The sequence below is a fragment of the Xanthobacter sp. DMC12 genome (assembly GCF_056314105.1).
Genome location: NZ_JBQUYZ010000004.1, coordinates 109,918 through 134,286 on the forward strand (window position 1 = coordinate 109,918; position 24,369 = coordinate 134,286).

Annotated in this window: 10 protein-coding genes; 7 read left to right on the top strand and 3 right to left on the bottom strand. The window is 70.4% G+C overall.

Annotation, left to right across the window (positions count from 1 at the left end; translation table 11 throughout):
• Positions 1 to 19 precede the first annotated feature (19 nt).
• A complete protein-coding gene (locus ACT535_RS16090; protein WP_476365184.1) occupies positions 20 to 4,996 on the bottom strand; it encodes a beta strand repeat-containing protein in 4,977 nt (1,658 codons plus the stop codon).
• Positions 4,997 to 5,285: 289 nt separating this feature from the next.
• Here ACT535_RS16090 and ACT535_RS16095 point away from each other — a divergent pair, with 289 nt between their 5' ends.
• Genes ACT535_RS16095 through treY form a run of 7 tightly spaced genes read left to right on the top strand, consistent with a single transcriptional unit; the run spans position 5,286 to position 22,391 of the window.
• On the top strand, positions 5,286 to 8,483 hold the full coding sequence (locus tag ACT535_RS16095) for an alpha-1,4-glucan--maltose-1-phosphate maltosyltransferase (RefSeq protein WP_476365185.1): 3,198 nt from the start codon (positions 5,286 to 5,288) through the stop codon (positions 8,481 to 8,483).
• Entirely contained in the window at positions 8,480 to 11,764 is a 3,285-nt protein-coding gene (gene treS, locus ACT535_RS16100; protein WP_476365186.1) for a maltose alpha-D-glucosyltransferase, read from the top strand. The genes ACT535_RS16095 and treS overlap by 4 nt, the downstream gene beginning before the upstream one ends.
• A complete protein-coding gene (gene glgB / locus ACT535_RS16105; RefSeq protein ID WP_476365187.1) occupies positions 11,761 to 13,992 on the top strand; it encodes a 1,4-alpha-glucan branching protein GlgB in 2,232 nt (743 codons plus the stop codon). Before treS ends, glgB begins: the two co-directional genes overlap by 4 nt.
• Complete coding sequence (glgX, locus tag ACT535_RS16110) at positions 13,992 to 16,094, top strand: glycogen debranching protein GlgX (RefSeq protein WP_476365188.1); 2,103 nt, start codon at positions 13,992 to 13,994, stop codon at positions 16,092 to 16,094. The genes glgB and glgX overlap by 1 nt, the downstream gene beginning before the upstream one ends.
• Entirely contained in the window at positions 16,091 to 17,842 is a 1,752-nt protein-coding gene (treZ, locus tag ACT535_RS16115; protein WP_476365189.1) for a malto-oligosyltrehalose trehalohydrolase, read from the top strand. Before glgX ends, treZ begins: the two co-directional genes overlap by 4 nt.
• Positions 17,839 to 19,872, top strand: coding sequence for a 4-alpha-glucanotransferase (gene malQ / locus ACT535_RS16120; RefSeq protein ID WP_476365190.1), 2,034 nt, complete (start codon positions 17,839 to 17,841; stop codon positions 19,870 to 19,872). The genes treZ and malQ overlap by 4 nt, the downstream gene beginning before the upstream one ends.
• Positions 19,869 to 22,391: a malto-oligosyltrehalose synthase gene (gene treY, locus ACT535_RS16125; protein WP_476365191.1), complete on the top strand. Its 2,523-nt coding sequence runs from the start codon at positions 19,869 to 19,871 to the stop codon at positions 22,389 to 22,391. Before malQ ends, treY begins: the two co-directional genes overlap by 4 nt.
• Positions 22,392 to 22,394: 3 nt before the next feature.
• Here the strand turns inward: treY and ACT535_RS16130 are convergent, their stop codons facing one another.
• A complete protein-coding gene (locus ACT535_RS16130; RefSeq protein WP_476365192.1) occupies positions 22,395 to 23,579 on the bottom strand; it encodes an MFS transporter in 1,185 nt (394 codons plus the stop codon).
• Positions 23,576 to 24,298: an arsenical resistance protein ArsH gene (gene arsH / locus ACT535_RS16135; protein WP_476365193.1), complete on the bottom strand. Its 723-nt coding sequence runs from the start codon at positions 24,296 to 24,298 to the stop codon at positions 23,576 to 23,578. The genes ACT535_RS16130 and arsH overlap by 4 nt, the downstream gene beginning before the upstream one ends.
• Positions 24,299 to 24,369: the final 71 nt, after the last annotated feature.

Consider the following 24,369-nt stretch of genomic DNA (forward strand, 5'->3'; position numbering starts at 1 on the left):
CTCCGGGCGGGGCGGCACGCTACCACTGGTAGCGCACGCCGCCGCGGGCGTTGGCCGCCGCATAGCCGTCGCCGAACTTGAGGCTGGCGGTGGTGAAGCCGTTCCAGCCGCTGCTCTTGGCGAACACGTTGAAGCCACCGCCGATCTCGCCGAAGGCACCGTTGAAGTCGTCGGCGACGGTGAGCGGCAGGCCGGGATTGTAGATGGTCACCGCATTGTCCCCGAGGAATTCGTACCAGAGCCGGGCATTCAGGTTGGCCTCGATCCGCAGGGAGGAATTGTCGTAGACCGGCCCGCCCACGCGGGCGCCGATGCCCACCCTCAGGCTGTCGTTGCTGCCGAAGTCGGCCGACGTGCCCTGCACCAGGAACACGTTGTTGATGCGGGTGGAGACGTAGCTCAGCGTGGCGATGGGCTCGAAGAAGCCGGTGGCGCCGAGCTTCGCCCGGTATCCGGTGTCGAGGGTGAAGCCGAGGCTGGTCGCCCGCGCGCTCTGGCCGTAGGCCGCGGCCCCGCCGAGGGTCGGCGCGGTGTAGTCCATGGAGAGGATGTCGGCCTTGAACAGGCCGTCCACGAACCAGTTGCGGTTGAGGTAGGTGGCATAGGCGCCCACCGTGCCGCCGGAATAGCTGGCGGAGGTCGGCGAGGCATCGAAGCCGAGCTGGGAGGTGACGTAGCCGCCCATCACGCCGAACATCACCGCATCCCTGCCGGACGCGGACAGGTTCGTCTTGCCGAAGTCGGCGCCGGCGATGAAGCCGTAGGTGTCCTGCGAGTAGCCCATGTCGTAGGTGTAGGCGGCGCCCGGCACCGTGGCGGTGGTGGTGGAATTGCGCAGGCCCCAGCTGCCGACCGCCTTCGCCCAGACACCGGGCGTGACGCTCTGCTGGCCGGCGTTGGGGGTCCGGCCGACGGTGGCGCCGGTGCCGCCGTCGAGATAGGTGCGCAGGTCGGCCTGCCGGTCCAGCCAGCCGCCGCTGGTCTCGTACCAGATGCTCTGCGCGCCGGTGACGAGGCGCGGCAGCTCATAGGCCTCCCGGTCGGGCACGCCGACGAGATAGGTGTCGTTGCCGCGGGTCACGAGGTCGTAGAAGAACACGCCCTTGTCGATGACGCCGCCGAAGCGCGGATCGTAGCCGGCCGACTCGGAGGAGATGACGAAGCTCGCCTCCTGGGTGCCGTACTTGCCGTAGGAGACGGCATTGGGGTTCACCACCTCCACCACCATCATGCCCTTGGGATTGTAGCCGCCGGCGCTGCCGCTCACGTCGTTGATGACGATGGCGGTCTGGCCCTGCGTCGCCACCGTGCCGGCGGGGAGAAGGTTGCCGTTGGCGTCGAGGCCGCCCACCACCAGCTTGTCGGCGGTGGAGCCGGGGCCTCCGAGATAGGCATCTATGCCGAGGCGGCTGTTGCCCTGCCCCACGAACACGCCGCTCACATAGGTCACGTCGCGGGTGCCGTTATAGGCGGTCTGGCCCGGCTTCTCGTCGATCATGGTGAGGAGGCCGGCGTCGGTCGAGACGGTGCTGCCGTTGACGAAGGTTTCGAGGCCCGTGAACGTGGTGGTCTCGCCCTGCGCGCCGTTGAGGGCGGTGACGGTGAGGCCGGTGTTGTTCACCTGGTCGGTGCCGCCGCCGAAGCTGTTGACGCCCACCGTGACCCAGGTGTTGGAGCTGAGGTTGTTGAAGGTGTCGTTGCCGTCGGAGAAGCTCACCCGGCCGATCACGGTGCCCTTGTTGGTGACGGTGGTGGAGCCTGCATCCGCACGGATCGCCATGCGGCCCGCGGCGGTGGCGAGGTCGTCATTGGCCGCGTAAGCCCAGGAGCTGACGAGCGACCCGTTGCCGATGTCGATGGTGGTACCGGTGCCGCTCGACACGCGGATCACCGCCTCGTCCGCGGAGGCGCCCGAGCCGGACACCACGCTGAAGGCGCCGATACCCACCGCGACCGTGCCCGTCCCGTCGGCACGGATGCCGTTGCCGGTGCCGACCTGCCCCGTGTCGCCATAGATGCGCGCGCCGGTGCCGAGGGTGACGGTAGCAGCACCGCCGCCGCCCGCCAGCGTCTGGACGCCCGTGCCGCCGGAGAGCACGCGGATGCCGTCCGCCAGGGTCACCGTCACGGCGCCGGTGCCGGCGGTCTGCGCGACGACGCCGGTGCCGGCGCTGCTGATGTCCGCGCCCACGTCGACCCGGGCCGCGCCCGTCCCGCCGGAGGTCGCGCCGACGCCGTAGCTGCCACCCGCGGTGATCTTCCCGGCCACCGTGACCGTGGTGGCGCCGCCGGTGTTGAGGGCGAGGATGCCGGAGCCCGTCGCCTCGATCTCCGCCGTGTTCTTGACCGTCACCGTGCCCCCGGCGCCCGAGAGGCCGGCATCGATGCCGGTGGCGCCCGCCGTGACCTTGGCGTTGGTGGTGACGTTGACCGTTCCATTGTCGCCGGTGAGCGCGGCGAGGATGCCGGCGCCGCCCGCCTTCACGATGCCGTCCGTGGTGACGGTGACGCTCATGCCGGTGCCGGTGGCGCTGGCGTCGATGCCCTGCGCGCCGGAGGTGATGGCGCCGTTCGCGCTCGTCGTCACGGTCGCGGAACCGCTGGCGCCGGTGGAGACGGCGCGCACGCCGAAGCCGGAGACGGTGATGGCATTCTCCACCTTCACCTCGGTGGTCGCCGTGCCGGCCGCGGTGGCCGAAGCGTCGGCGCCGCTGGCGCTGTCGGTGATGGCGCCGCGCAGGGTGAAGCTGCTCAGGGCGTCGCCCTTCTCCGAGGTCGCGAACCCCTTCACCGCCGTGCCGGTGCCGCCCTTCACGGTGGCGTCGGTGGTGATGATCGTGGTGGCGTTGCCCTTGGTGCTGGTGGCGTCGGCGACGATGCCGCCGACATTGCCCGTCACGGCGCCGGTGACGCCGATCTTGGTCTGCGTCGTCCCCTCCACCGAGGAGACGGCGGCGATGGCCGCGCCGCCGCTGCTGGTGACGGTGCCGGCGGTCGTCACCTCCACATTGCCTGATGTGCCGGTCTTGTCGATGCGGATGCCGCCCACCGCGCCCGACACGGAGGTGCCGGTTTTGGTTTCAACCACGATATCGCCGGTGCTCGCCGCATCCGACGACACGCGCAGGCCGACGCTGGAGCCCTTCACCTCGGTGGTGCCGCCGAGGTTCACGGAGACCTTGCCGCCCATCTGCTTCAGGAACACGCCGTCCGCCGTGCCCTCGATGGAAGCGCTGCCTGACGTGGTGAGGGTGATGGTGCCGGTGGCCTCGCCATAGAGGCCGAACCCGCCCGCCGCAGTGGATTTCGCCGTGCCGGAGAAGTTCTGGATGGAGAGATCGCCCCCGGTGGCATTGAAGAAGGCGCCGTACTGCCCGCCCGAGGCCTTGCCGCTGAAATTGTCCGCCGTCACGCTGCCGCCCAGCGTGCGGGCGAACACGCCCGCACCGGTGCCGCCCGTCGCCGTGCCGGAGAAGCCGGACACGGTGATGTCGCCGCTGGTGCCCGCCTGCGCGAAGATGCCGTACTGCCCACCCGAGGCGCTGGCGGCGAAATTCTTGACGCTGATGCCGCCGGTGTCGGTGAGCAGCATCAGCCCGTTCGCACCGCCGATGATGTTGGGCGCCCCCGCGCTGCCGCCGGTGAAATTGTCGGCGGTGATGGCGCCGCTGGTGGTGCGGCCATAGACGCCGTAGTCGCTGGTGCCCGTCGCGGTTCCGGAGAAGCCGGAGAAATTGACGCTCCCCGCCCCGGTCTGGGCGAAGATGCCGTATTGCCCGCCCTGGGCGCTGGAGCCGAAATTCTGGATGCTGATGGCGCCCGAGGTGGACAGCGCCTGAAGGCCGGCTGCGCCGCCGGTGAGGAACGGCCCGCTGCCCGCGCCGGCCGCGAAATTGTCGGCGGTGATGGCGCCGGTGGTGGTCGAGAGCAGGAGGCCGCTGCCGGCCGTGCCCTTTACCGTGCCGCTGAAGCCGGAGGCATCGATGGCGCCGGAGGTGGCGAAGGCGACAATGCCGTTCTGGCTGCCCGTGGCGCTGCCGCTGAAGGTCTTCAGCGAGATGTCCCCGGTGGTGACCACCTGGGCGAAGATGCCGTTGGCACTGGTGCTGCCCGCCGTGCCGCTGAAACCGGAGAGATCGACGGTGCCGGCATTGGCCTGGGCGAAGATGGCGTTCTGGCCCGCCGTCGCGCTGCCGCTGAAGTTGCGGATGTTGATGTCGCCCGTTCCGGTCACCTGTGCGAACACGCCGTTGGCACCGGTGCCATCGGCACTGCCGGTGAAGCGGTCGATGGTGATGGTGCCGTTGACCGACTGGGCGAACAGGCCATTCTGGCCGCCGGTGGCGCTGCCGGCGAAATCGTTCACCGTGATGTTGCCGACGGCGATGAGGGTGAGGCCGTCCGAAGTCGTGCCCTTGAAAGTGCCGCCTTCGGCCGCGATGTCGATATTGCCGGTGGTGGAGGCGAGCACGCCGCTCGCCCCGCCGCTGAGGCTCGCGCCCGCCAGCACCCGCACGCTGGCGTCGGTGGCAGGCAGAAGCGTGAGGGCATAGCTGTCCGCCGTCACCGTGGCACCGATGCCGGTGCCGGCCGCCTGCGAGATGGCGCCGCTCGAAATCAGCGAGATGCCGTCGGTGGTCGCCGTGAAGCTGCCGCCGATGTTGTTCAGCACGATGTCGCCGCCGCCGAGGCCGGAGCCCACGATGACCGAGATGGGCAAAGCTGCCGTGATGCTCGTGTCGTCCGCGGTGGTGACAGTGATGGTATTGTCGGTCAGCACCGCCGCGGCCGTGCTCGCGCCGGAGCAGTCCAGCGCCGTGGGGTTGCCGACCGGCCCCGAGGTGACGCAGGCGCCGTAGGCGGCCGTTGCCGGCATCAGCCCTGCGAGAACCGTGGCCAGCGCCGATCCGGAGAGAAGCGCCCGCATGTGGGGCGCGCGCCGATGGGCGCCCATGTCAGCCCGGCCGGACTTGAGCTTGTGCGTGGCGCCGAACATGCGCGTGTCCTCCCTCCCGATCCCCGACGCCCCCCTGGCGCCGCACCAGAATTGCGACACACGTCCGCATGCGCGCCCGGCCCGCTGCAGCGGGGCCGGTCGGCGACAGCGAAGCAGCCGTTTCGGGTGATCCCAGAATTTCCCATCATGGTTAACCTAGAGTTACGTAGAGCAATAAATCTGCCCAAGGTCCCGCCAACGCTTCACCAGCATTCTTCACGGCCGGGGGAACCCCCCACCGCCCGAAACATTGTCTCCCCGCAGGCAACGGTATCGGTGAGGGCAAGACGTGCATCGGCAGGCGATGGAGGGCGAAGTCGGGCGGATGCCGCCGGTGTCGGATGCGCGGCGGCCCCGGCTCTATCACGTGCCACCCCGCGCGCTGCCGACCGGCACGGGGCTGGACGCGCTCCTCTCCCGGATCGCGGCGCTCGGGTTCGACACGCTGCTCCTCGGCTGGCCCTTTCCGGTGGAGCCGCACAGCTGGTTCGCCACCCGCACCCTCGACACACTCGCCGCGCCGCTCGGCGGACAGACGCCCGAGGCGGCGTTCCGCGATCTCGCCGATGTGGCGGCGGCGCATGGCCTTTCCTTGTTCATCGACCTCGCCTGCACCCGCGCGGGTGATGGCGACCTTCCGGCCGCGCTGCCGGGCTGCTGGAGCGGCGGGGCACACGCGGCAGACCCGCGGGTCTCGCCCGGCGCCGCCGGCAACACCGTGGCGCTGGCAGACGACGACGCCGTCGCCCGCTTCGCGGATTTCTGGGCCGGGCATCTCGACCGCTGGCGGCGCGCCGGCGTGCGAGGGGTGCGCTGCCACGAGCCCGGGGCGCTCCCGGCCGAGGTGTGGCGGCGCCTTCTCGGCCCGGCGCGGGCCGCCGGGCTTCTCGCCCTCGGCTGGACGCCGGGGCTACCGCGCGACGAGGTACGAGAGCTTGCCGCCGCCTTCGATTTCGTCACCGCCTCGGCTGCCTGGTGGGACGGCCGCGCGCCCTGGCTGGTGGAGGAATTCAACGCCCTCCGCCCCCACGCCCGTCTGATCGCCTTCTGTGACGACCCGTTCGGCCCCCGCCTTGCCACGCGCGGGCCGGATGCCACCGCCGAGGCGCGCCATCGTCTGGCCCTGGCCGCCACGCAGCTCGCCGATGGCTGGCTGATGCCCATGGGCTTCGAGCACGGCGCGCGCACGCCCTTCATGGACGGGGACGAGGCGGAGACCGCTCTCGGCTTCGACCTCTCGGCCGCGATCGCCGCCCTCAATGCCGAGCCCGTCGACGTTCGCCGCCTGCGCCAGCTCACGGCGCCCGGCGCGCGGGTGACGCTGGTGGCGGCCGATGGCCCGCGCGGCACGCGGCTCATCGCCTTCAACGCCGACCTCTCGCACCCCGCGCCCCTGAGCGCGCGGGAAGCGGCGGCGCGCCTTGGCCTCGCGCTTGCCGGCCCCATCGCCGACGACCTGCCGCCCGGCGGCACTGCCGCCATGGACCTTTCCCCGACAGCGCCCATCCGCGCGCCCGGCCCGGCTGTGGCGCCCTTCACCGCCGCGCCGCGCATCGCCATCGAGCGGGTGACGCCGAGCGTGGACGGCGGCCGCTTCGCGGTGAAGCGCAGCGTGGGCGATGTGGTGACGGTGGAGGCGGACATCTTCACCGATGGCCACGAAAAGATCGCCGCCGAGCTGCGCTGGCGCGCCATGGACGAGACGACGTGGCAGCGCGCGCCGCTGGTGCCCACCGTGAACGACCGCTGGCAGGCGCGCTTTCCCCTGCTGCGCGTGGGCCGCCACGAATTCCTCATCGAGGCCTGGTGGGACCATTTCGGCACCTTCCGCCGCGACCTCGGCAAGAAGCGCGAGGCCGGGCAGCCGCTGGCCGTCGAGGTCGCCGAAGGGCGCGCCTTGCTCGAAGCCGCGCAGCAGACCGCGCCGAAGGGCGCGCGCGCCATGATCCGCGATCACCTCAAGCGCCTGAAGGGGAGCGAAGCGGCCGCCGTGGAGGCGCTGCTGTCCCCTGCCCTGGCCACGGCCATGGCCGAGGCCGACCCGCGCGCCTTCGCGGCTGGAGCGGCTCAGCGCTACCTCATCGAGAGCGACCGGGAGGCCGCCCAATTCGCGAGCTGGTACGAGCTGTTTCCCCGCTCCGTCACCGACGACGCCGCCCGCCACGGCACGCTGCGCGACGTGATCGGCCGGCTGCCGGCGATCCGGGACATGGGCTTCGACGTGCTCTATTTCCCGCCCATCCATCCCATCGGTCGCACCCATCGCAAGGGCCGCAATAATGCGCTGAATGCGGGGCCGAACGATCCCGGTAGCCCCTATGCCATCGGCACCGAGGCCGGCGGGCATGAGGCGATCCACCCCGAGCTTGGCACGTTTGAAGACTTTCGCGCCCTTGTCGCGGCGGCGCGGGACGAGGGGCTGGAGATCGCGCTCGATTTCGCCATCCAGTGCTCGCCCGACCATCCCTGGCTGAAGGCGCACCCCGACTGGTTCCAGTGGCGGCCGGACGGCAGCATCCGCTACGCCGAGAACCCGCCCAAGAAATACGAAGACATCGTCAACGTCGATTTCTACGCGAAGGGCGCGGTACCGGAACTGTGGCTGGCCTTGCGCGACGTGGTGGAGGGGTGGGTGCGCCTCGGCGTGCGCATCTTCCGGGTGGACAATCCACACACAAAGCCCTTCCCCTTCTGGGAGTGGCTGATCGCCGACATCCGCAGCCGCGACCCTGGCGTGATCTTCCTCGCCGAGGCCTTCACGCGGCCGAAGCTGATGTATCGGCTGGGCAAGGTCGGCTTCTCCCAGTCCTATACCTACTTCACCTGGCGCAACACCAAGGCCGAGCTGCGGGAGTATCTGGAAGAGCTGAACCGCGCGCCGGCGCGGGACATCTACCGCCCGCACTTCTTCGTCAACACGCCGGACATCAACCCCTATTTCCTCCAGCGCTCCGGCCGTCCCGGCTTCCTCATCCGCGCCGCGCTGGCGTCCATGCTGTCGGGGCTGTGGGGTCTCTATTCCGGCTTCGAGCTGTGCGAGGCGGAGCCGGTGCCGGGGAAAGAAGAATATCTCGACAGCGAGAAATACGAGATCCGTCCGCGCGATTACTCACGCCCCGGCAACATCGTCGCCGAAATCACGCGGCTCAACGCCATCCGCCGCGCCCACCCGGCGCTGCAATCCCACCTGAACGTCACCTTCTACAACGCCTTCGACGAGCAGATTCTCTACTTCGGCAAGCGCCTGCCCGGCGAGGACGAGATGGTGCTCGTGGCGGTGAGCCTTGATCCCCACGCCCCCCGCACCGCCGCCTTCGAAGTGCCTTTGTGGGAATTCGGCCTGCCCGACCATGCGTCCGTGGAGGTCGATGATCTGGTGCGCGACACCCGTTTCACCTGGACCGGCAAGATGCAGACCCTCCACCTCGATCCGGCCGAATTGCCCTACGCCATCTGGCGCATCCGTCCCGTGGGAGGCGCCGCATGAACGTCCATTCCGCCCCCACCTCTTCCGCGCCGGCCTCCACCACCGAAGACGACGCGCTCTGGTACAAGGACGCGGTGATTTACCAGCTGCATGTGAAGTCCTTCTTCGATGCCAATGACGACGGCATCGGCGACTTCGCGGGGCTGATCTCGAAGCTCGATTACATCGCGAGCCTCGGCGTCACCTGCATCTGGCTCCTGCCCTTCTACCCCTCTCCGCGCCGCGATGACGGCTACGATATCTCCGAATACAAGAACGTCCATCCCGATTACGGCACCATGGCCGACGCGCGCCGCTTCATCCGCGAGGCCCATGCGCGCGGGATGCGGGTCATCACCGAGTTGGTCATCAACCACACCAGCGACCAGCACCCCTGGTTCCAGCGCGCGCGGCAGGCGAAGCCCGGTTCGGCGCATCGAAACTTCTATGTCTGGTCGGACAATGACCAGGCCTATGCCGGCACGCGCATCATCTTCCTCGACACCGAGAAGTCGAACTGGACGTGGGATCCGGTGGCCGGCGCCTATTTCTGGCACCGCTTCTATTCCCACCAGCCGGATCTCAACTTCGACAATCCCGCCGTGCTGAAGGCGGTTCTGGGCGTGATGCGCTTCTGGCTGGACCTCGGCGTGGATGGCCTCCGGCTCGACGCCGTGCCCTATCTGGTGGAGCGCGAGGGCACCTCCAACGAGAATCTGCCCGAGACCCACGCCATCCTGAAGACCATCCGCGCGGAGCTGGACGCCGCCTATCCCGGCCGTCTGCTGCTCGCCGAGGCAAACATGTGGCCGGAGGACACCCAGCAGTATTTCGGCGAGGGCGATGAATGCCACATGGCGTTCCATTTCCCGCTCATGCCGCGCATGTACATGGCGATTGCGCAGGAAGACCGCTTTCCCATCACCGACATCATGCGTCAGACGCCGGATATTCCGGCCAATTGCCAGTGGGCCATCTTCCTGCGCAATCATGACGAGCTGACGCTGGAGATGGTCACCGACAGCGAGCGCGACTACCTCTGGAACTTCTACGCCGCCGACCGGCGCGCGCGCATCAATCTCGGCATCCGCCGCCGCCTCGCCCCCCTGCTCCAGCGCGACCGCCGCCGTGTGGAGCTGATGAAGTCGCTTCTTCTCTCCATGCCCGGCACGCCGGTGATGTATTACGGCGACGAAATCGGCATGGGCGACAATATCTTCCTCGGCGATCGCGACGGCGTGCGCACGCCCATGCAATGGTCGCCGGACAGGAACGGCGGCTTCTCCAAGGCCGACCCCGCGAGCCTCGTCCTGCCGCCCATCCAGGACCCGCTCTACGGCTTCCAGGCCATCAATGTGGAGGCGCAGAGCCGCGACACCCACTCGCTGCTGAACTGGACGCGCAAGCTCCTCTCCGTGCGCCGCGCCCATCCGGCCTTCGGCCGCGGCACGCTGCGCTTTCTCTATCCGAAGAACCGAAAAGTCTTCGCCTATCTGCGCGAGCACCAGGGCGAGACGCTTTTGTGCGTCGCGAACCTTTCCCGCTCGCCGCAGGCGGTGGAGCTGGACCTCTCGGAATTTGCCGGCCGCATTCCGCTGGAACTGCTCGGCTCCTCGCCCTTCCCGCCCATCGGCCAGCTCACCTATCTGCTCACGTTGCCGCCCTACGGCTTCTACTGGTTTCTCCTCGCCACCGACGCGCAATCGCCGGACTGGCACACCCCGGCACCCGAGGCCATGCCCGAATATCTCACCTTCGTGCTGAAGGGGGCGCCGGAAGAGATGATCACCGCCGCCCACCGCAAGAGCTTCGAGGCCGACGTTCTGCCGGCCTATCTGCCCAAGAGGCGCTGGTACGCCGGCAAGGGGGAAGCCCTCCAGTCCGCACGCATCGCCATGACCGCGCGTCTCGGCAAGAAGCGCGAGCGCGCCTTCGTGATGGTGGAAACCAAACGCGCCGGCGGAACGGACCTCTACCAGATCCCCGTCGGCATTTCGTGGGACGACGAGGCGGGCCAGTCCCTGCCCCAGCAGCTCGCCCTGGCCCGCGTGCGCCGCGGGCGGCGCACCGGCTATCTCACCGATGCGTTCGCGCTGCCCGAATTCGCCGCCGATGTGATGGACCTGATTGGCCGCGACGGTGAGGTGCCCAGTTCCCACGGCCGCATCGTTTTCCGCAAGACGGAAGCCTTCGCGCGCGCCGCCATGCCCGAAGGCGCCCCGGTGCGGTTCCTTTCGGCGGAACAGTCGAATTCCTCGCTCATCTATGGCGACACGGCCATTCTCAAGTTGTTCCGCCGCATCACGCCCGGTGTTCACCCCGAGGCGGAGATGAGCCGCGCGCTCACCGAGCGCGGCTTCGCCAACACCGCGACGCTCCTCGGCGAGATCGTCCACGAGCCGGAGGGTGGCGCGCCGCAGGTGCTCGCCGTGCTGCAGGCCTATGTGGCGGGCGAGGGCGATGCCTGGACCTTCACCCTCTCCTTCCTCCAGCGCGCCGCTGATGAGGTTGGCCACGAGGGCATCCAGCAGGACGACCTCCTCGCTCCCTATCTGGGCTTTGCCGAGCGCCTCGGCCTGCATCTCGGCGAGATGCATAGGCTGCTCGCCGCCGAGACGGACGACACCGCCTTCGCGCCGGAGCCCGCCGGCCGCAAGGCGCTGGAGGCGTGGCGCAGCCGCATCGGCGGGCGCATGGACGCCGCGCTGAAGGGCCTTGCTGACCGGCTCGACACGCTGGCAGAGCGCGACCGCGAGAAGGCCGCCTGCATCCTCGACCGGCGCGCGGCCATCGCCGCCGAGATCGATCGCCTCATCGCGGCGGGTGAAGGCGCCCTCCTCCACCGCATCCACGGCGATTTCCATCTCGGGCAGGTGCTGGTGGCGCAGGGCGATGCGGTCATCATCGATTTCGAGGGCGAGCCCGCTCTGCCCGTGGACGCCCGCCGCGCCAAGGACAGCGGCTGGCGCGACGTGGCCGGCATCCTGCGCTCGCTGGACTATGCGGTGCGCGCGCGGCGTCGGCCCTCCCAGGCGGCGGGAGACGTCAATTTCGGCCGCATCGCCGATCTCTTCCAGGCGCGCGTGCCGCAGACCCTGCTTGCCGCCTACCGAAAGGGCGCGGGGCTCGACGAAAGCGGCCCGGAAGCGACCCGCAACGACGCTCTGCTCCGCCTCTTCCTTCTTGAGAAGGCGGCCTATGAGGTGACCTACGAAATGGACAACCGGCCGGACTGGCTCCCCATCGCCCTCGGCAGCCTCGCCCGCCTCGTCGCCGACCTCGACGCGGACGCCCGCGCATGAACCGCGTGGAGAGGACTCCCACCCAGACGAGCCGCGTGCCGCCGCTCGATCCCGCCGTTCTCGATCAGCTCGCACACGGGCGGCTGGAAGACCCCTTCGCCGTGCTCGGGCCGCACGAGGGGCCGCACGGCCGCTTCGTGCGGGTGTTCGTGCCGGGGGCGCAGGCGGTAGCCGTTCGCCCGACCGCGGGGCCGCAGGGGAGCGCGCAGGCGCTGTTTCTGGAGCAGGGTCCCATCGAGGGGCTGTTCTGCGGCCCGGTGCCGGAAGGCGCCTATACGCTCTCCATCCGCTGGGCCGAGGCGACGGAAGACACCGAAGACCCCTACGCCTTCGGCCTCTTGTTGGGCGACCTCGATCTGCATCTCTTCTCTGAGGGCCGCCACTTCCGCCTCACGGATGCGCTCGGTGCCGCGCCGGTGACGGTGGAGGGGGTTGCGGGCACGCGCTTTGCTGTCTGGGCGCCCAATGCGCGGCGCGTGAGCGTGGTGGGCGACTTCAACAGCTGGGACGGCCGCCGCCACGCCATGCGTCGGCGCGGCGCCAGCGGGGTTTTCGAGATCTTCATTCCCCGCGTCGGGCCAGGTGCGCACTATAAATACGAGATCGTCGGGCCAGACGGCGCCCTGCTGCCGCTGAAGGCGGACCCGGTGGCGCGGGCGACGCAACTGCCGCCTGAGACCGCCTCGGTGGTGCCTTCCACCCGCACCCACCGCTGGCGGAACGAGGCCTTCATGGCGGCGCGCGCCGCGCGGAACGCACCCTCGGCGCCCATCAGCATCTACGAGGTGCACGCCGGCTCCTGGCTGCGCGATCCGGCCACCGGCGAACCGCTGTCTTGGCTCGGGCTGGCGGAACGCCTCGTGCCCTATGTGAAGGATCTCGGCTTCACCCATGTGGAGCTGCTGCCGGTGACGGAGCATCCCTTCTCCGGCTCCTGGGGCTATCAGCCCCTCGGCCTGTTCGCGCCCTCCCGCCGCTTCGGCGAGCCGGAGGATTTCGCCGCCTTCGTGGATGCCTGCCACCGGGAGGACATCGGCGTCATCATCGATTTCGTGCCGGCGCATTTCCCGTCCGATGCCCACGGCCTCGCCCATTTCGACGGCACCGCGCTCTATGAGCACGCCGACCCGCGCGAGGGCTTCCATCAGGACTGGAACACGCTGATCTACAATCTCGGCCGGCGCGAGGTGGCGGGCTTCCTCATCGCCTCAGCGATGCACTGGCTGGAGCATTTCCACGTGGACGGGCTGCGCGTGGATGCGGTCGCCTCCATGCTCTACCGCGACTACAGCCGAAAGGCCGGCGAATGGATACCCAACCGCTTCGGCGGGAGGGAGAATCTGGAATCCGTGGACTTCCTGCGCCACCTCAACGCGGTGGTGGCCGAGCGCTGCCCGGGCGCAATCACGCTCGCCGAAGAATCCACCGCATGGCCGGGCGTGAGCCGGCCCAGCGAAGAGGGCGGCCTCGGCTTCTCCTACAAATGGAACATGGGCTGGATGCACGACACGCTCCATTACATGGCGCGCGAGCCCATCTACCGCCGGCACCACCACGGCGAGCTCACCTTCTCCCTCGTCTACGCCTTCTCCGAGCGCTTCGTGCTGCCCCTCTCCCACGACGAGGTGGTGCACGGGAAGGGCTCGCTCATCGGCAAGATGCCGGGCGACACCTGGCAGAAACGGGCGAACCTGCGCGCCCTGCTCGGCCTCATGTGGACCCATCCCGGCAAGAAGCTGCTGTTCATGGGCGGGGAGATCGGGCAGGAGCGCGAGTGGAGCCACGACCGGGAGATCGACTGGTTCCTTCTGGACGATCCCGCCCATCGCGGCATCCAGAGCCTCGTGCGCGACCTCAACCGCGCCTATCGCGAGCTGCCGGCGCTGCATGCGCTCGATGACCGGCCGGAAGGCTTCCGCTGGATCGTGGGCGACGATGCGGAGAACAGCGTCCTCGCCTTCCTGCGCCTCGCGCCCGATGCCGCGCCCGTTCTGGCCGTCATCAACCTCACGCCGGTGCCGCGGCAGGGCTACCGCATCGGCGTGCCCCATGCCGGGCGCTGGCGCGAGGTGCTGAACTCGGATGCGCCCCTCTATGGCGGCTCCGGCATGGGCAATTACGGCGGCGTCGAAACCCGGGACGCGCCCGCCCACGGCGAAGGCCAGAGCCTCGAACTCACCCTTCCCCCCCTGTCCACCCTCCTCTTCGTACATACGGGAGACAAGTAATGGCGAAGCCGGAGCGGCTCGAAAGCGGACAACCCTATCCGCTCGGCGCGACGTGGGACGGGCTGGGGGCGAATTTCGCCGTCTTCTCCGCCAATGCGGACGGCATCGACCTCTGCCTTTTCGATCCCTCCGGCCGGCGGGAAATCGCGCGGATGCCGCTGCCGGAATGCACCGACGAGGTGTGGCACGGCTATCTGCCCAACGCCCATCTCGGCCTCCTCTACGGCTTCCGTGCCCATGGCCGCTACGAGCCGGAAGAGGGCCACCGCTTCAACCCGCACAAGCTGCTGCTGGACCCCTATGCCCGCCAGGTCGCGGGGCAGGTGCAGTGGTCGGATGCGCTGTTCGGCTATCGCGTCGCCTCCGGGCGCGGCGACCTCTCCTATGACCGGCGCGACAGCGCGGTGGCCATGCCAAAGGCCGTGCTGGTGGACGACAGCTTCTCCTGGGGCGACGACCGCCCGCCGCAAACGCCGTGGTCCGACACGGTGATCTACGAGGCCCATGTGCGCGGCCTCTCCATGCTGCGCGACGATGTGCTGCCCCACCAGCGCGGCACCTTTGCCGCCCTCGCCCACCCCGCCTTCATCGAGCATGTGAAGCGCATGGGGGTGACGGCGGTAGAGCTGCTGCCCGTCCACGGCTTCGTGCAGGACCGCTATCTCGTCTCGCAGGGCCTCAGGAACTACTGGGGCTACAACACCCTCTCCTTCTTCGCGCCCGAGCCGCGCTATCTGTCCGCCGGCGACCGCAACGAGTTCAAGGTGGCCATCCGCCGGCTGCACGCGGCGGGGCTCGAGGTGATCCTCGACGTGGTCTACAACCACACCGCCGAGGGCAGCGAGCTCGGCCCCACCCTGAGCTTCCGCGGGCTCGACAACCGCTCCTACTACCGGCTGGTAAAGGACGAGCCGCGCTACTGCATCAACGACACCGGCACCGGCAACACGCTGAACCTCTCGCACCCGCGCGTGCTGCAGATGGTGATGGATTCGCTGCGCTACTGGGTGACCCACTATCGCATCGACGGCTTCCGCTTCGATCTCGGCGTCACCCTCGGCCGCGAGGAGTACGGGTTCGACCCCGGCTCGGGCTTCTTCGACGTGCTGCGGCAGGACCCGGTGCTCTCCCGCGTGAAGCTGATTTCCGAGCCATGGGACATCGGCCCCGGCGGCTACCAGCTCGGCCACCACCCGCCCGGCTTCGCCGAGTGGAACGACCGCTTCCGCGACACGGTGCGCCGCTTCTGGCGCGGCGATGCGGGCCAGCGGGCGGAGCTTGCCGCACGGCTCTCGGGCTCCGGCGACATCTTCGACCGTCGCGCCCGGCGGCCGTGGGCGTCGGTGAACTTCATCGCCTCCCACGACGGCTTCACGCTGAAGGACATCGTCTCCTACGCCGAGCGCCACAACGAGGCCAATGGCGAGGACAATCGCGACGGCCACTCGGAGAACTATTCCGCCAACTGGGGCGCCGAGGGGCCGACCGACGATCCCGAGATCCGCGAGCGCCGGGCGCGGCTGGAGCGGGCCATGCTGGCCACGGTCTACCTCGCGCTGGGCACGCCCATGCTGCTCGCCGGCGATGAATTCGGCCGCACGCAGAACGGCAACAACAACGCCTATTGCCAGGACAACGAGACCTCCTGGATCGACTGGTCGCTGCTGGAGGGCCCCGACGGGCAGATCCTTGCGGATTTCGTCGCCGCCCTCGCCAAGGCGCGGCACGATTACCCTCTGCTGCGCTGCCGCTCCTTCCTCTATGGCGACCGGGAGCTGGCGCCCGGCATCACCGACATCGCCTGGTTCGACGAGAAGGCGCAAACCCCCTCCCCGGACGACTGGAACGCGGCGGAGGCGCGCCTGCTCACCCTGCGCCGGGCGGCCCACGGCGACGACAGCACCATCTGCGTGATGACGCTGATGCTGAACGCGACGCAGGAGCCGCGCAGCTTCCGCATTCCGCCGCCGACGCCGGTCATCCTGATGATCGACAGCGCCAATCCCGGCGCGCCGGAAATGCTGGTGGAAGGCGAGGAGGTGGAGGTGGCGCCCCAGTCCCTCGTGCTGCTGCGCGGGCGCATCGCCGGAGGCGGTGCATGAGCGGAACGCGGCACGACACGACGACCGCCTTCGGCCCGCTCCTCACGTCCAACGGCACGCTCTTCCGCCTCTGGGCACCGGGAGCTGACGCCATCGAGCTGGAGCTTTCCACCGGCGTGCGGCTTGCGCTGGCGCCGCGCGGGGGCGGGTGGTTCGCGGTCGAGGCGCCGGTGGGGCCGGGCACGCGCTACCGCTTCCGCCTTCCGGACGGCACGGCCTTTCCCGACCCCGCCTCGCGGGCGCAGGCGCAGGATGTCCACGGCTTCAGCCTCGTCACCGATCCCGCCGCCTATCGCTGGCGCACGGACTGGGCCGGGCGGCCGTGGCACGAAGCGGTGATCCTCGAAGTCCACGCTGGCCTCTGCGGCGGATTTGCGGGCGTGGCGGAGAAGATCCCCGCCTGGGCGGCCCTCGGCATCACGGCCGTGGAGCTGATGCCCATCGCGGCCTTCCCCGGCGCGCGCAATTGGGGCTATGACGGCGTGCTGCCCTTCGCCCCCGCCGCCGCCTACGGCACGCCGGAAGACCTGAAAGCGCTCGTCGACACCGCCCATGCCCATGGCGTGATGATGCTGCTCGATGTGGTCTACAACCACTTCGGCCCGGACGGGAATTATCTCGGCCTCTACGCGCCGGACTTCTTCCACCCGGAGCAGACGACCCCGTGGGGGCCGGCCGTGGCCTTCGACCGGCCGGAGGTGAGCCGCTTCTTCCTCGAAAACGCGCTGATGTGGATCGAGGAGTTCCGCTTCGACGGACTGCGGCTCGATGCGGTCCACGCCATCCTGCCGCCGGAAGCCCTCGCCGCCCTCGGCCGCGCCATCCGCGCCCGCCTCCCGGCGGAGCGTCCCGTGCATCTGGTGCTGGAGAACGAGCACAACGACGTGGCCCTCTTGCCCCGCCCGTTCGATGCCCAGTGGAACGACGACATCCACCATTGCCTCCACGTGCTGCTGACCGGCGAGCGGGAGGCCTATTACGGCGACTTCGCCGACGCCCCCGCCCGCCGCCTCGCCCGCTGCCTCTCCGAAGGCTTCGCCTATCAGGGCGAGGAGGCGGCGAACCTCGGCCGGCCACGCGGCACGCCGAGCGGCCATCTGCCGCCGACCGCCTTCGTGTCGTTCGTCCAGAACCACGACCAGATCGGCAACCGCGCCTTCGGCGAGCGGCTCCTCGCGCTGGCCGATCCCGATGGCGTGCGCGCGGCGCTGGCGCTGGTGCTGCTCAGCCCCCAGATCCCCATGCTGTTCATGGGCGAGGAGATCGGCGCGCGCACGCCCTTCCTCTTCTTCACCGACCATGCCGAAGGGCTGGCCGACCTCGTGCGCGAGGGACGCCGCGCGGAGTTCCAGCGCTTCGCGGCCTTCGCCGACCCCGCGCGCCGCGCCACCATCCCCGACCCCAACGCCGAGGCGACCTTCGCCGCCTCCATCCCCGTGCCGCCGCCGGATGCCGAGGACTGGGAGGCTTTCGTCGAGGACATGATCGCCGCCCGCCACGCGCATGTGGTGCCGCGCCTGAAGGGCGCGATGAACCTCGGCGCGCAGGCCGTCTCCGATCAGGCGGTCATCGCCCGCTGGCGCATGGAGGACGGCGCTGTGCTCACCCTCGCTGCCAATTTCGGCGCGGAGCCCTGCCCGGCCGACCTGCCCGCCGCTCTGCACCTCATCGTGTCGAGCGGCGCGGTGGACGATTCCGCCATCCCGCCCCGCGCCACCCTCGCTTTCCTTGAAGGCGCAGAGGCATGACTGCGCGCCGCCGCCCCGATTCCTCGCCCATCGAGGCGCTGGCCCGTGCGGCCGGCGTCTCCATCGAATGGGCGGACGCGTTCGACCGGCCCCACCGCGTGCCGGTGGAAACGCTGGAGCGCGTGCTCACCGCCCTCGGCCATCCCTGCGACACGGCCGCCGACATCACCCGCTCCCTCGCCGCGCTTCAGGCGCCACAGGGGCTGCCCGGCCTGATGACCGCCGATGCCGGCCGCGAGGTGGTGCTGCCGGGCATCGTGCCCTCCGTCCCGGTCGAGCTGGAGGGGGAGACGCCCCGCTGCCTCATCCTGCGACCGCATCGGGAGGGCTCTGTCTTCACCGCGCCCGAAGAGCCCGGCTACCACGTGCTGCGCATCGGCGGGGAGAGCCTGCGCCTCGCCGTGGCGCCCCGCCACGCGCCCTCGGTGGCGGAGCGCACCGGCCGCGCGCGGGCCTTCGGCGTGGCGGCGCAGGTCTATGGGCTGCGGCAGGCGGGCGATGGCGGCATCGGCCATCTCGGCGCCGTCGCGGCGCTGGCCGAGCGGCTCGCCGGCTTTGGCGCGCACGCGGTGGCGCTGAGCCCGCTGCACGCGCTGTTTTCGGCCGCACCCGAGCGCTTCAGCCCCTATGCGCCCTCCAGCCGGCTGGCGCTCAACCCCCTCCTCGCTGACCCCGCCACGCTGTTCCCTCCGGAGGCGATCGCAGGGGGGGACGAGGACGCCGCCCCCTTCATCGACTGGCCACGCGCGGCGCGCCGCAAGCTCGCCCACCTGCGCCATCTGTTCGAGACGCTGGACAGCGCCCCCGAGGCCGCCGCGGGCTTTGCCGCCTTCGCCGCCCATCCCGGCGATGACCTCGCCCGCCATGCATTGTTCGAGGCGCTGCACGCCGCCATGATTGCGGAGGGCCACGGCCCCGATTGGCGCAGATGGCCGGCCCCGCTGCGCGATCCCGAAAGCCCCGCCGTCGCGGACTTCGCGGCGGCGCAGGTGGGGGAGGTGCGCTTCCATCTCTTCCTGCAATGGCTCGCTGCCCGCAGCCTCGCCGATGCCCAAGCCCGCGCGCGGGCGGCCGGCATGGGCATCGGCCTCATCGCCGACCTCGCCGTGGGGCTCGATCCCACCGGCAGCCAGGCGTGGAGCCGGCCGGGCGACCTCCTCGCCGGCCTCGCCATCGGTGCGCCGCCGGACCTCATCAATGTGGCCGGGCAGAACTGGGGCCTCACCGCCATCTCGCCCACAGCGCTGGCGGCGTTGAATTTCGAGCCGTTCCTCGCTGCTATCCGCGCGGCATTGCGCCATGCCGGCGGGGTGCGCATCGACCACATCCTTGGCCTGCGGCGGCTCTGGCTGGTGCCCGATGGCGCGGGCGCGGGTGAAGGCGCCTATCTCACCTATCCGCTGGAAGACCTCCTGCGCCTCGTCGCCATCGAGGCCCATGCCCATGGAGCCATCGCCATCGGCGAGGATCTGGGCACGGTGCCGGCAGGTCTGCGCGAGGAGATGACGGCGCGCGGCATCCTCGGCATGCGCGTGCTGCCGTTCGAGCGCGACACGGACGGCGGCTTCCTGCCGCCGGAGGCGTGGCAGCGGGAGGCGGCGGGAATGACCTCCACCCACGATCTGCCCACCATCGCCGGCTGGTGGGCGGGCCGCGACCTCCACTGGCGCGCCCGCATCGCCGCCTGCGACGTGGCCGCCGAAGCCCTCACCGCCCGCGACGGCGAACGCACGGCCTTCGCGGCGGCGGCGGCCGAGACGGGCATCGCGCCGACCCTCGCCGATGGGTCGGACGCCGTGGATGCCGCCATCGCCTATGTGGCGCAAAGCGCGTGCGACCTCGCGATCATCCCGCTGGAAGACCTCCTCGGCCTCGACGAAAGCCCCAACCTCCCCGGCACCGTGGACGAGCACCCCAACTGGCGCCGCCGCATGGCCGCCCCGGCCGGCGACCTCCTCGCCGCGCCGAAAGTGAAGGCCCGCCTCTCCCTCCTCCAGAGCACCCGCGGCGAAGGGGCCGCCGAGCAATGACCTCCGCCATCCCCCGCGCCACCTATCGCCTGCAGTTCCACAAGGGTTTCACCTTCGATGACGGTGCCGCCCTGGTGCCCTATCTGGCCGACCTCGGCATCAGCCACGTCTATGCCTCGCCCATCCTGAAGGCGCGAGCGGGCTCCACCCATTGCTACGACGTGGTGGACCCCGCCCTCGTCAATCCCGAACTCGGCGGCGAGGAGGGTCTCAAGCGTCTCGTCGCCGCGCTGCGGGGCCACGACATGGGGCTGGTGGTGGATATCGTGCCCAACCATATGGGCGTCGGCGGTGACGAGAACCCCTATTGGCTGGACGTGCTGCGCAACGGGCGGGAGAGTCCCTTCGCGGCCATGTTCGACATCGACTTCGAGGCCGGCGAAGGACGGCTGCTGGCGCCCTTCCTCGGCGCGCCCTATCACGAGGTGCTGGCGGGCGGCGACCTGAAGCTGGTGCGCGATGCCGAGGCCGGGCGGGCGGTGCGCTACTTCCACCACCTCTTTCCGCTGCGCCCCGAGGATGCCGCGGCGCTTGAGGCTGACCCCGCCGCCGCAACGCCTGCCGGGGAGGACACCGCCCGGCATCTCCATGCGCTGCTGGAGCGCCAGAACTACCGGCTCGCCTTCTGGCGGACGGCGCCCGACGCCATCAACTGGCGCCGCTTCTTCGACGTAACGGAACTTGCCGCCCTGCGGGCCGACGCCCCCGGCGTGTTCGAGCGCACCCATGCGAAGGTGCTGGACCTTTACGCCCAAGGCCTCATCGACGGCCTGCGCGTGGACCATGTGGACGGCCTCGCCGACCCCGGCGCCTATTGCCGGCGTCTTCGGGCAGAGCTTTCGGCGCGCGAGGCCGACAGGCCCGAGCCGCTGCGCGGGCGGGCGTGGCTGGTGGTGGAGAAGATCCTCGCGACGGGCGAAAGCCTCCATGTCGGCTGGGAGGTGGACGGCACCACCGGCTACGACTTCATGGAGGAGGTGAGCCGTCTCCTCCATGACGCAGACGGCTTCGCGCGCCTCGCGACCCACTGGGCCGCCCGCAGCGGCCGCCCCGCCGCCTTCTCCGCCGAGGAAGAGCCGGCGCGGCGCGAGATCATCGCCCGGTCCTTCACGGCACCGCTGGAGAGCGCGGTGGATGCCCTCGCCGCCCTCGCCACCGCCGATTTCGCCGACCGCGACAGGCCGCGACCGGCGCTCCGGCGCTGCCTCATCGAAATCCTCGTCCATTTCCCCCGCTATCGCTCCTATGCCGCCGGGACGGGCGAGACCGGGGTGGAAGCGCTTCACGCGGCCATCGCGGCGGCGCGCGGGAGCGGCTTCCCCAGCGATGAATGGCACCTCGACCGCATCGCCGACTGGCTTGGCCCCCTCACGGCGGACGCGCCCCACGCCGACCCGCGGCGGGCCGCCATCACCCGGTTCGAGCAATTGTCCTCCCCGGTGGCCGCGAAGTCGGTGGAGGATACGGCCTTCTACCGCTACGGCCCGCTGCTCTCCCGCAACGAGGTGGGCTCCAACCCCTCCACCGGCGGCGGCAGCGTCGCCGACTGGCACCGGACCGCCGAGGCGCGCGCGGCCGGCTGGCCCGCCGCCATGCTGGCGAGCGCCACCCACGACCACAAGCGCGGCGAGGACGTGCGCGCCCGCCTCTCCATCCTCTCCGAATGCGCGGACCTGTGGATCGCCCTCCTCGACCGCTGGCTGGACGCGCTGAAGGCGCAGGCGCCGTCCGTGGATGTCGCCGACCGCATCATGCTCATCGAGACGTTGGTGGGCGCCTGGCCGGACGATGCTTCCGGCATGGAAGGTTTCCTCGCCCGCGTCGAAGGCTGGCAGATGAAGGCGCTGCGCGAGGCCAAGCGCGTGACCTCCTGGGACCGGCCGGACGAGGACTTCGAGGCGCAGGCGCACGGCCTCGCCCGCTTCATCCTCACCGCGCCGGAGGGGGAGGACATGCGGCGGGAAATGTCCCGCTTCGTCGATCTCCTCCGCCCGGCGGCGGAGGCGAAGGGGCTGGTGGCGACGCTGCTCAAGCTCACCGCCCCCGGCATTCCGGACCTCTATCAGGGCACGGAATTCCTCGACCTGTCGCTGGTGGACCCGGACAACCGACGCCCGGTGGATTTCACCCGTCGCCGTGCCGCGCTCGATGCGCCGCGCGCGGGCGCCGATGCCCGCAAGCAGCACCTCATCCGCACGCTGCTCCGCCTGCGCGCGGAGGCGCCGGAGCTGTTTCGCGGGGAGTATGTGCCGCTGGAGGTGGGCAGCGCGCTGCCGATGGTCGGCTTCCTGCGCACCAGCGGAGGAAAAGCACTGCTGGTCGCCAGCCCGGTGCGGACGTTCGAGCAGGTGACGCCGGCCGGCGGTCTCCAACCGACCGCGTGGCAGGGGATAAAGCTGCCGGACGGGTTCCGCTGGCGGTTCGCGTTGCCCGGCCTTTCCGAGCCCGTGCCGTCCACGGCCGATCTCGCCACCAACACGCCCTGGCCCTTCGCCCTGCTGATGGGCGAGAGAGCCTGAGGTCTACACGCGCCGCCACAGCAGCGCGAGCAGCACCGCCGCCGCGAGCCACAGAAAGATCAGCGCCGAGAGCGCTGCGCCGGCGCCCCAGACCGCCAGCAATTGCGCGGCGCCGAGCGGCGCCAGTGCCTGCGCCAGCAATGCGGGACGGGCGAGGCGGCCGGCGAGGACGGGGTAGTGCTCCGCCCCCAGCACGGCCAGCGGCACGGTGCCCTTGGAGATGGAGAAGAGGCCATTGCCGCCGCCATAGGCCACCAGCGCCACCGCAACGATGGGAAAGCCCGCCGCCAGCAGCACCAGCCCAAGGCCCATCAACGCCACCGCCCAGATCATCGTCCACAGCGGATGATGCCGCCCGCCGGACATCTGCTCGATGATCCGCGCGAACACCTGCGCCGGCCCGATGAACGCCCCGGCGGCCACCGCCTCGGCGAGGCTCAGGCCGCGCGACTGGAGCAGCGCCAGCACCTGAACCGACATGGCCGAGGCGATGGTGCCGATGAGCGTGACGATACCGGCCATGAGCAGGAAGGCGATGCGCTCGCGTCCGCCAAGCACCACCGGCCCGCCCCGCGCCGGGCCGGTCTCTTCCCGCCGCGCAACCGCAGGCACGAACGCCACCACCAGCGGGATGGAGACCACCACATGCACGCCCGCATAGACGAGGCAGGTGCCGCGCCACCCCAGGTGCGCATCGAGATAGGCCGTGATGGGCCAGCACACCGTGCTGGCGAAACCGCCCCACAGGGTGAGGGTGGTGATGGCCCGCCGCGCCCCCGCGCCGTAGAGCCGGCCGAGCGCAGCGAAGGCAGCGTCATAGAGGCTCGCCGCCATGCCCGCGCCGGCGATGCACCAGCCCAGCGCGAACACCAGCGGGCCGGGCGCCAGCGCCAGCACGGCGAGGCCGCAGGCCAGCAGCGCACACCCACCGGCGAGCACCGGCCGTCCGCCGTGGGCTCCGATGAGCACGCCCACCTTCGGCGAGATGAAGCCCGCCACCAGCAGCCCCAGCGAGAGGCTGCCGACGATGCCTTGCAGCGGCCATCCGGTGTCCGCGGCGATCGGCCCGGCCAGAACCGTGAGCAGGTAGAAGGACGAGCCCCAGGTGAGGATCTGCACCACGCCCAGCGCGGCGATGACCGAACGGCCCGCGCCTTCCGTCCCGGCGGGTGAAGCGGCGGCGCTCACCGCACGGCCGCGCCGAGGGCGAGCCGCGCCTCCAGCGCCTCGGCCGCTTCCTTGCGCTCGCTGTAGCGGTCGGTGAGGTAGGGGGAGATGTCGCGCGTGAGCAAGGTGAACTTCACCAGCTCTTCCATCACGTCCACCACCCGGTCGTAATAGGCGGAGGGCTTCATGCGGCCCGCCTCGTCGAACTCCTGATAGGCCTTGGCGACGGACGACTGGTTGGGGATGGTGAGCATGCGCATCCAGCGGCCGAGGATGCGCATCTGGTTCACCGCGTTGAAGGATTGCGAGCCGCCGCACACCTGCATCACCGCCAGCGTGCGGCCCTGGGTGGGGCGGATGGCGCCGAGGGCGAGGGGGATCCAGTCGATCTGCGCCTTCATCACCGCGCTCATGGCGCCGTGCCGCTCCGGGCTGCACCAGACCTGCCCCTCGGACCACAAGGTGAGTTCGCGCAACTCCGCGACCTTCGGATGCTCCACCGGGGCGCCATCGGGCAAAGGCAGGCCATCCGCGTGATAGACCCGCGTTTCCGCGCCGAGCCGCTTCAGCAGCCGCTCCGCCTCCAGCGTCAGCAGACGGGAATAGGAGCGTTCGCGCAGGGAGCCGTAGAGCAGCAGGATGCGCGGCGGATGGCGCGCGGGCGCGGCGGGGATCAGCCGGTCGAGGCTCGGGACGTGAAACAGGGCCTCGGTTACGTTGGGCAAAGTGTCGTCGGTCACGGGTACGCCTCGCCTGATCTCGCTCCGCCGCTCTCATAGCAGCGTCGGGCGCGGCCCACAGCACCCATCGG

Excerpts from the sequence above, each read along its gene's own strand:
- glgX (WP_476365188.1), top strand. The coding sequence starts at position 13,992 with ATGGCGAAGCCGGAGCGGCTCGAAAGCGGACAACCCTATCCGCTCGGC.
- treZ (WP_476365189.1), top strand. The coding sequence starts at position 16,091 with ATGAGCGGAACGCGGCACGACACGACGACCGCCTTCGGCCCGCTCCTC.
- glgB (WP_476365187.1), top strand. The coding sequence starts at position 11,761 with ATGAACCGCGTGGAGAGGACTCCCACCCAGACGAGCCGCGTGCCGCCG.
- treY (WP_476365191.1), top strand. The coding sequence starts at position 19,869 with ATGACCTCCGCCATCCCCCGCGCCACCTATCGCCTGCAGTTCCACAAG.
- malQ (WP_476365190.1), top strand. The coding sequence starts at position 17,839 with ATGACTGCGCGCCGCCGCCCCGATTCCTCGCCCATCGAGGCGCTGGCC.
- ACT535_RS16090 (WP_476365184.1), bottom strand. The coding sequence starts at position 4,996 with ATGTTCGGCGCCACGCACAAGCTCAAGTCCGGCCGGGCTGACATGGGC.
- treS (WP_476365186.1), top strand. The coding sequence starts at position 8,480 with ATGAACGTCCATTCCGCCCCCACCTCTTCCGCGCCGGCCTCCACCACC.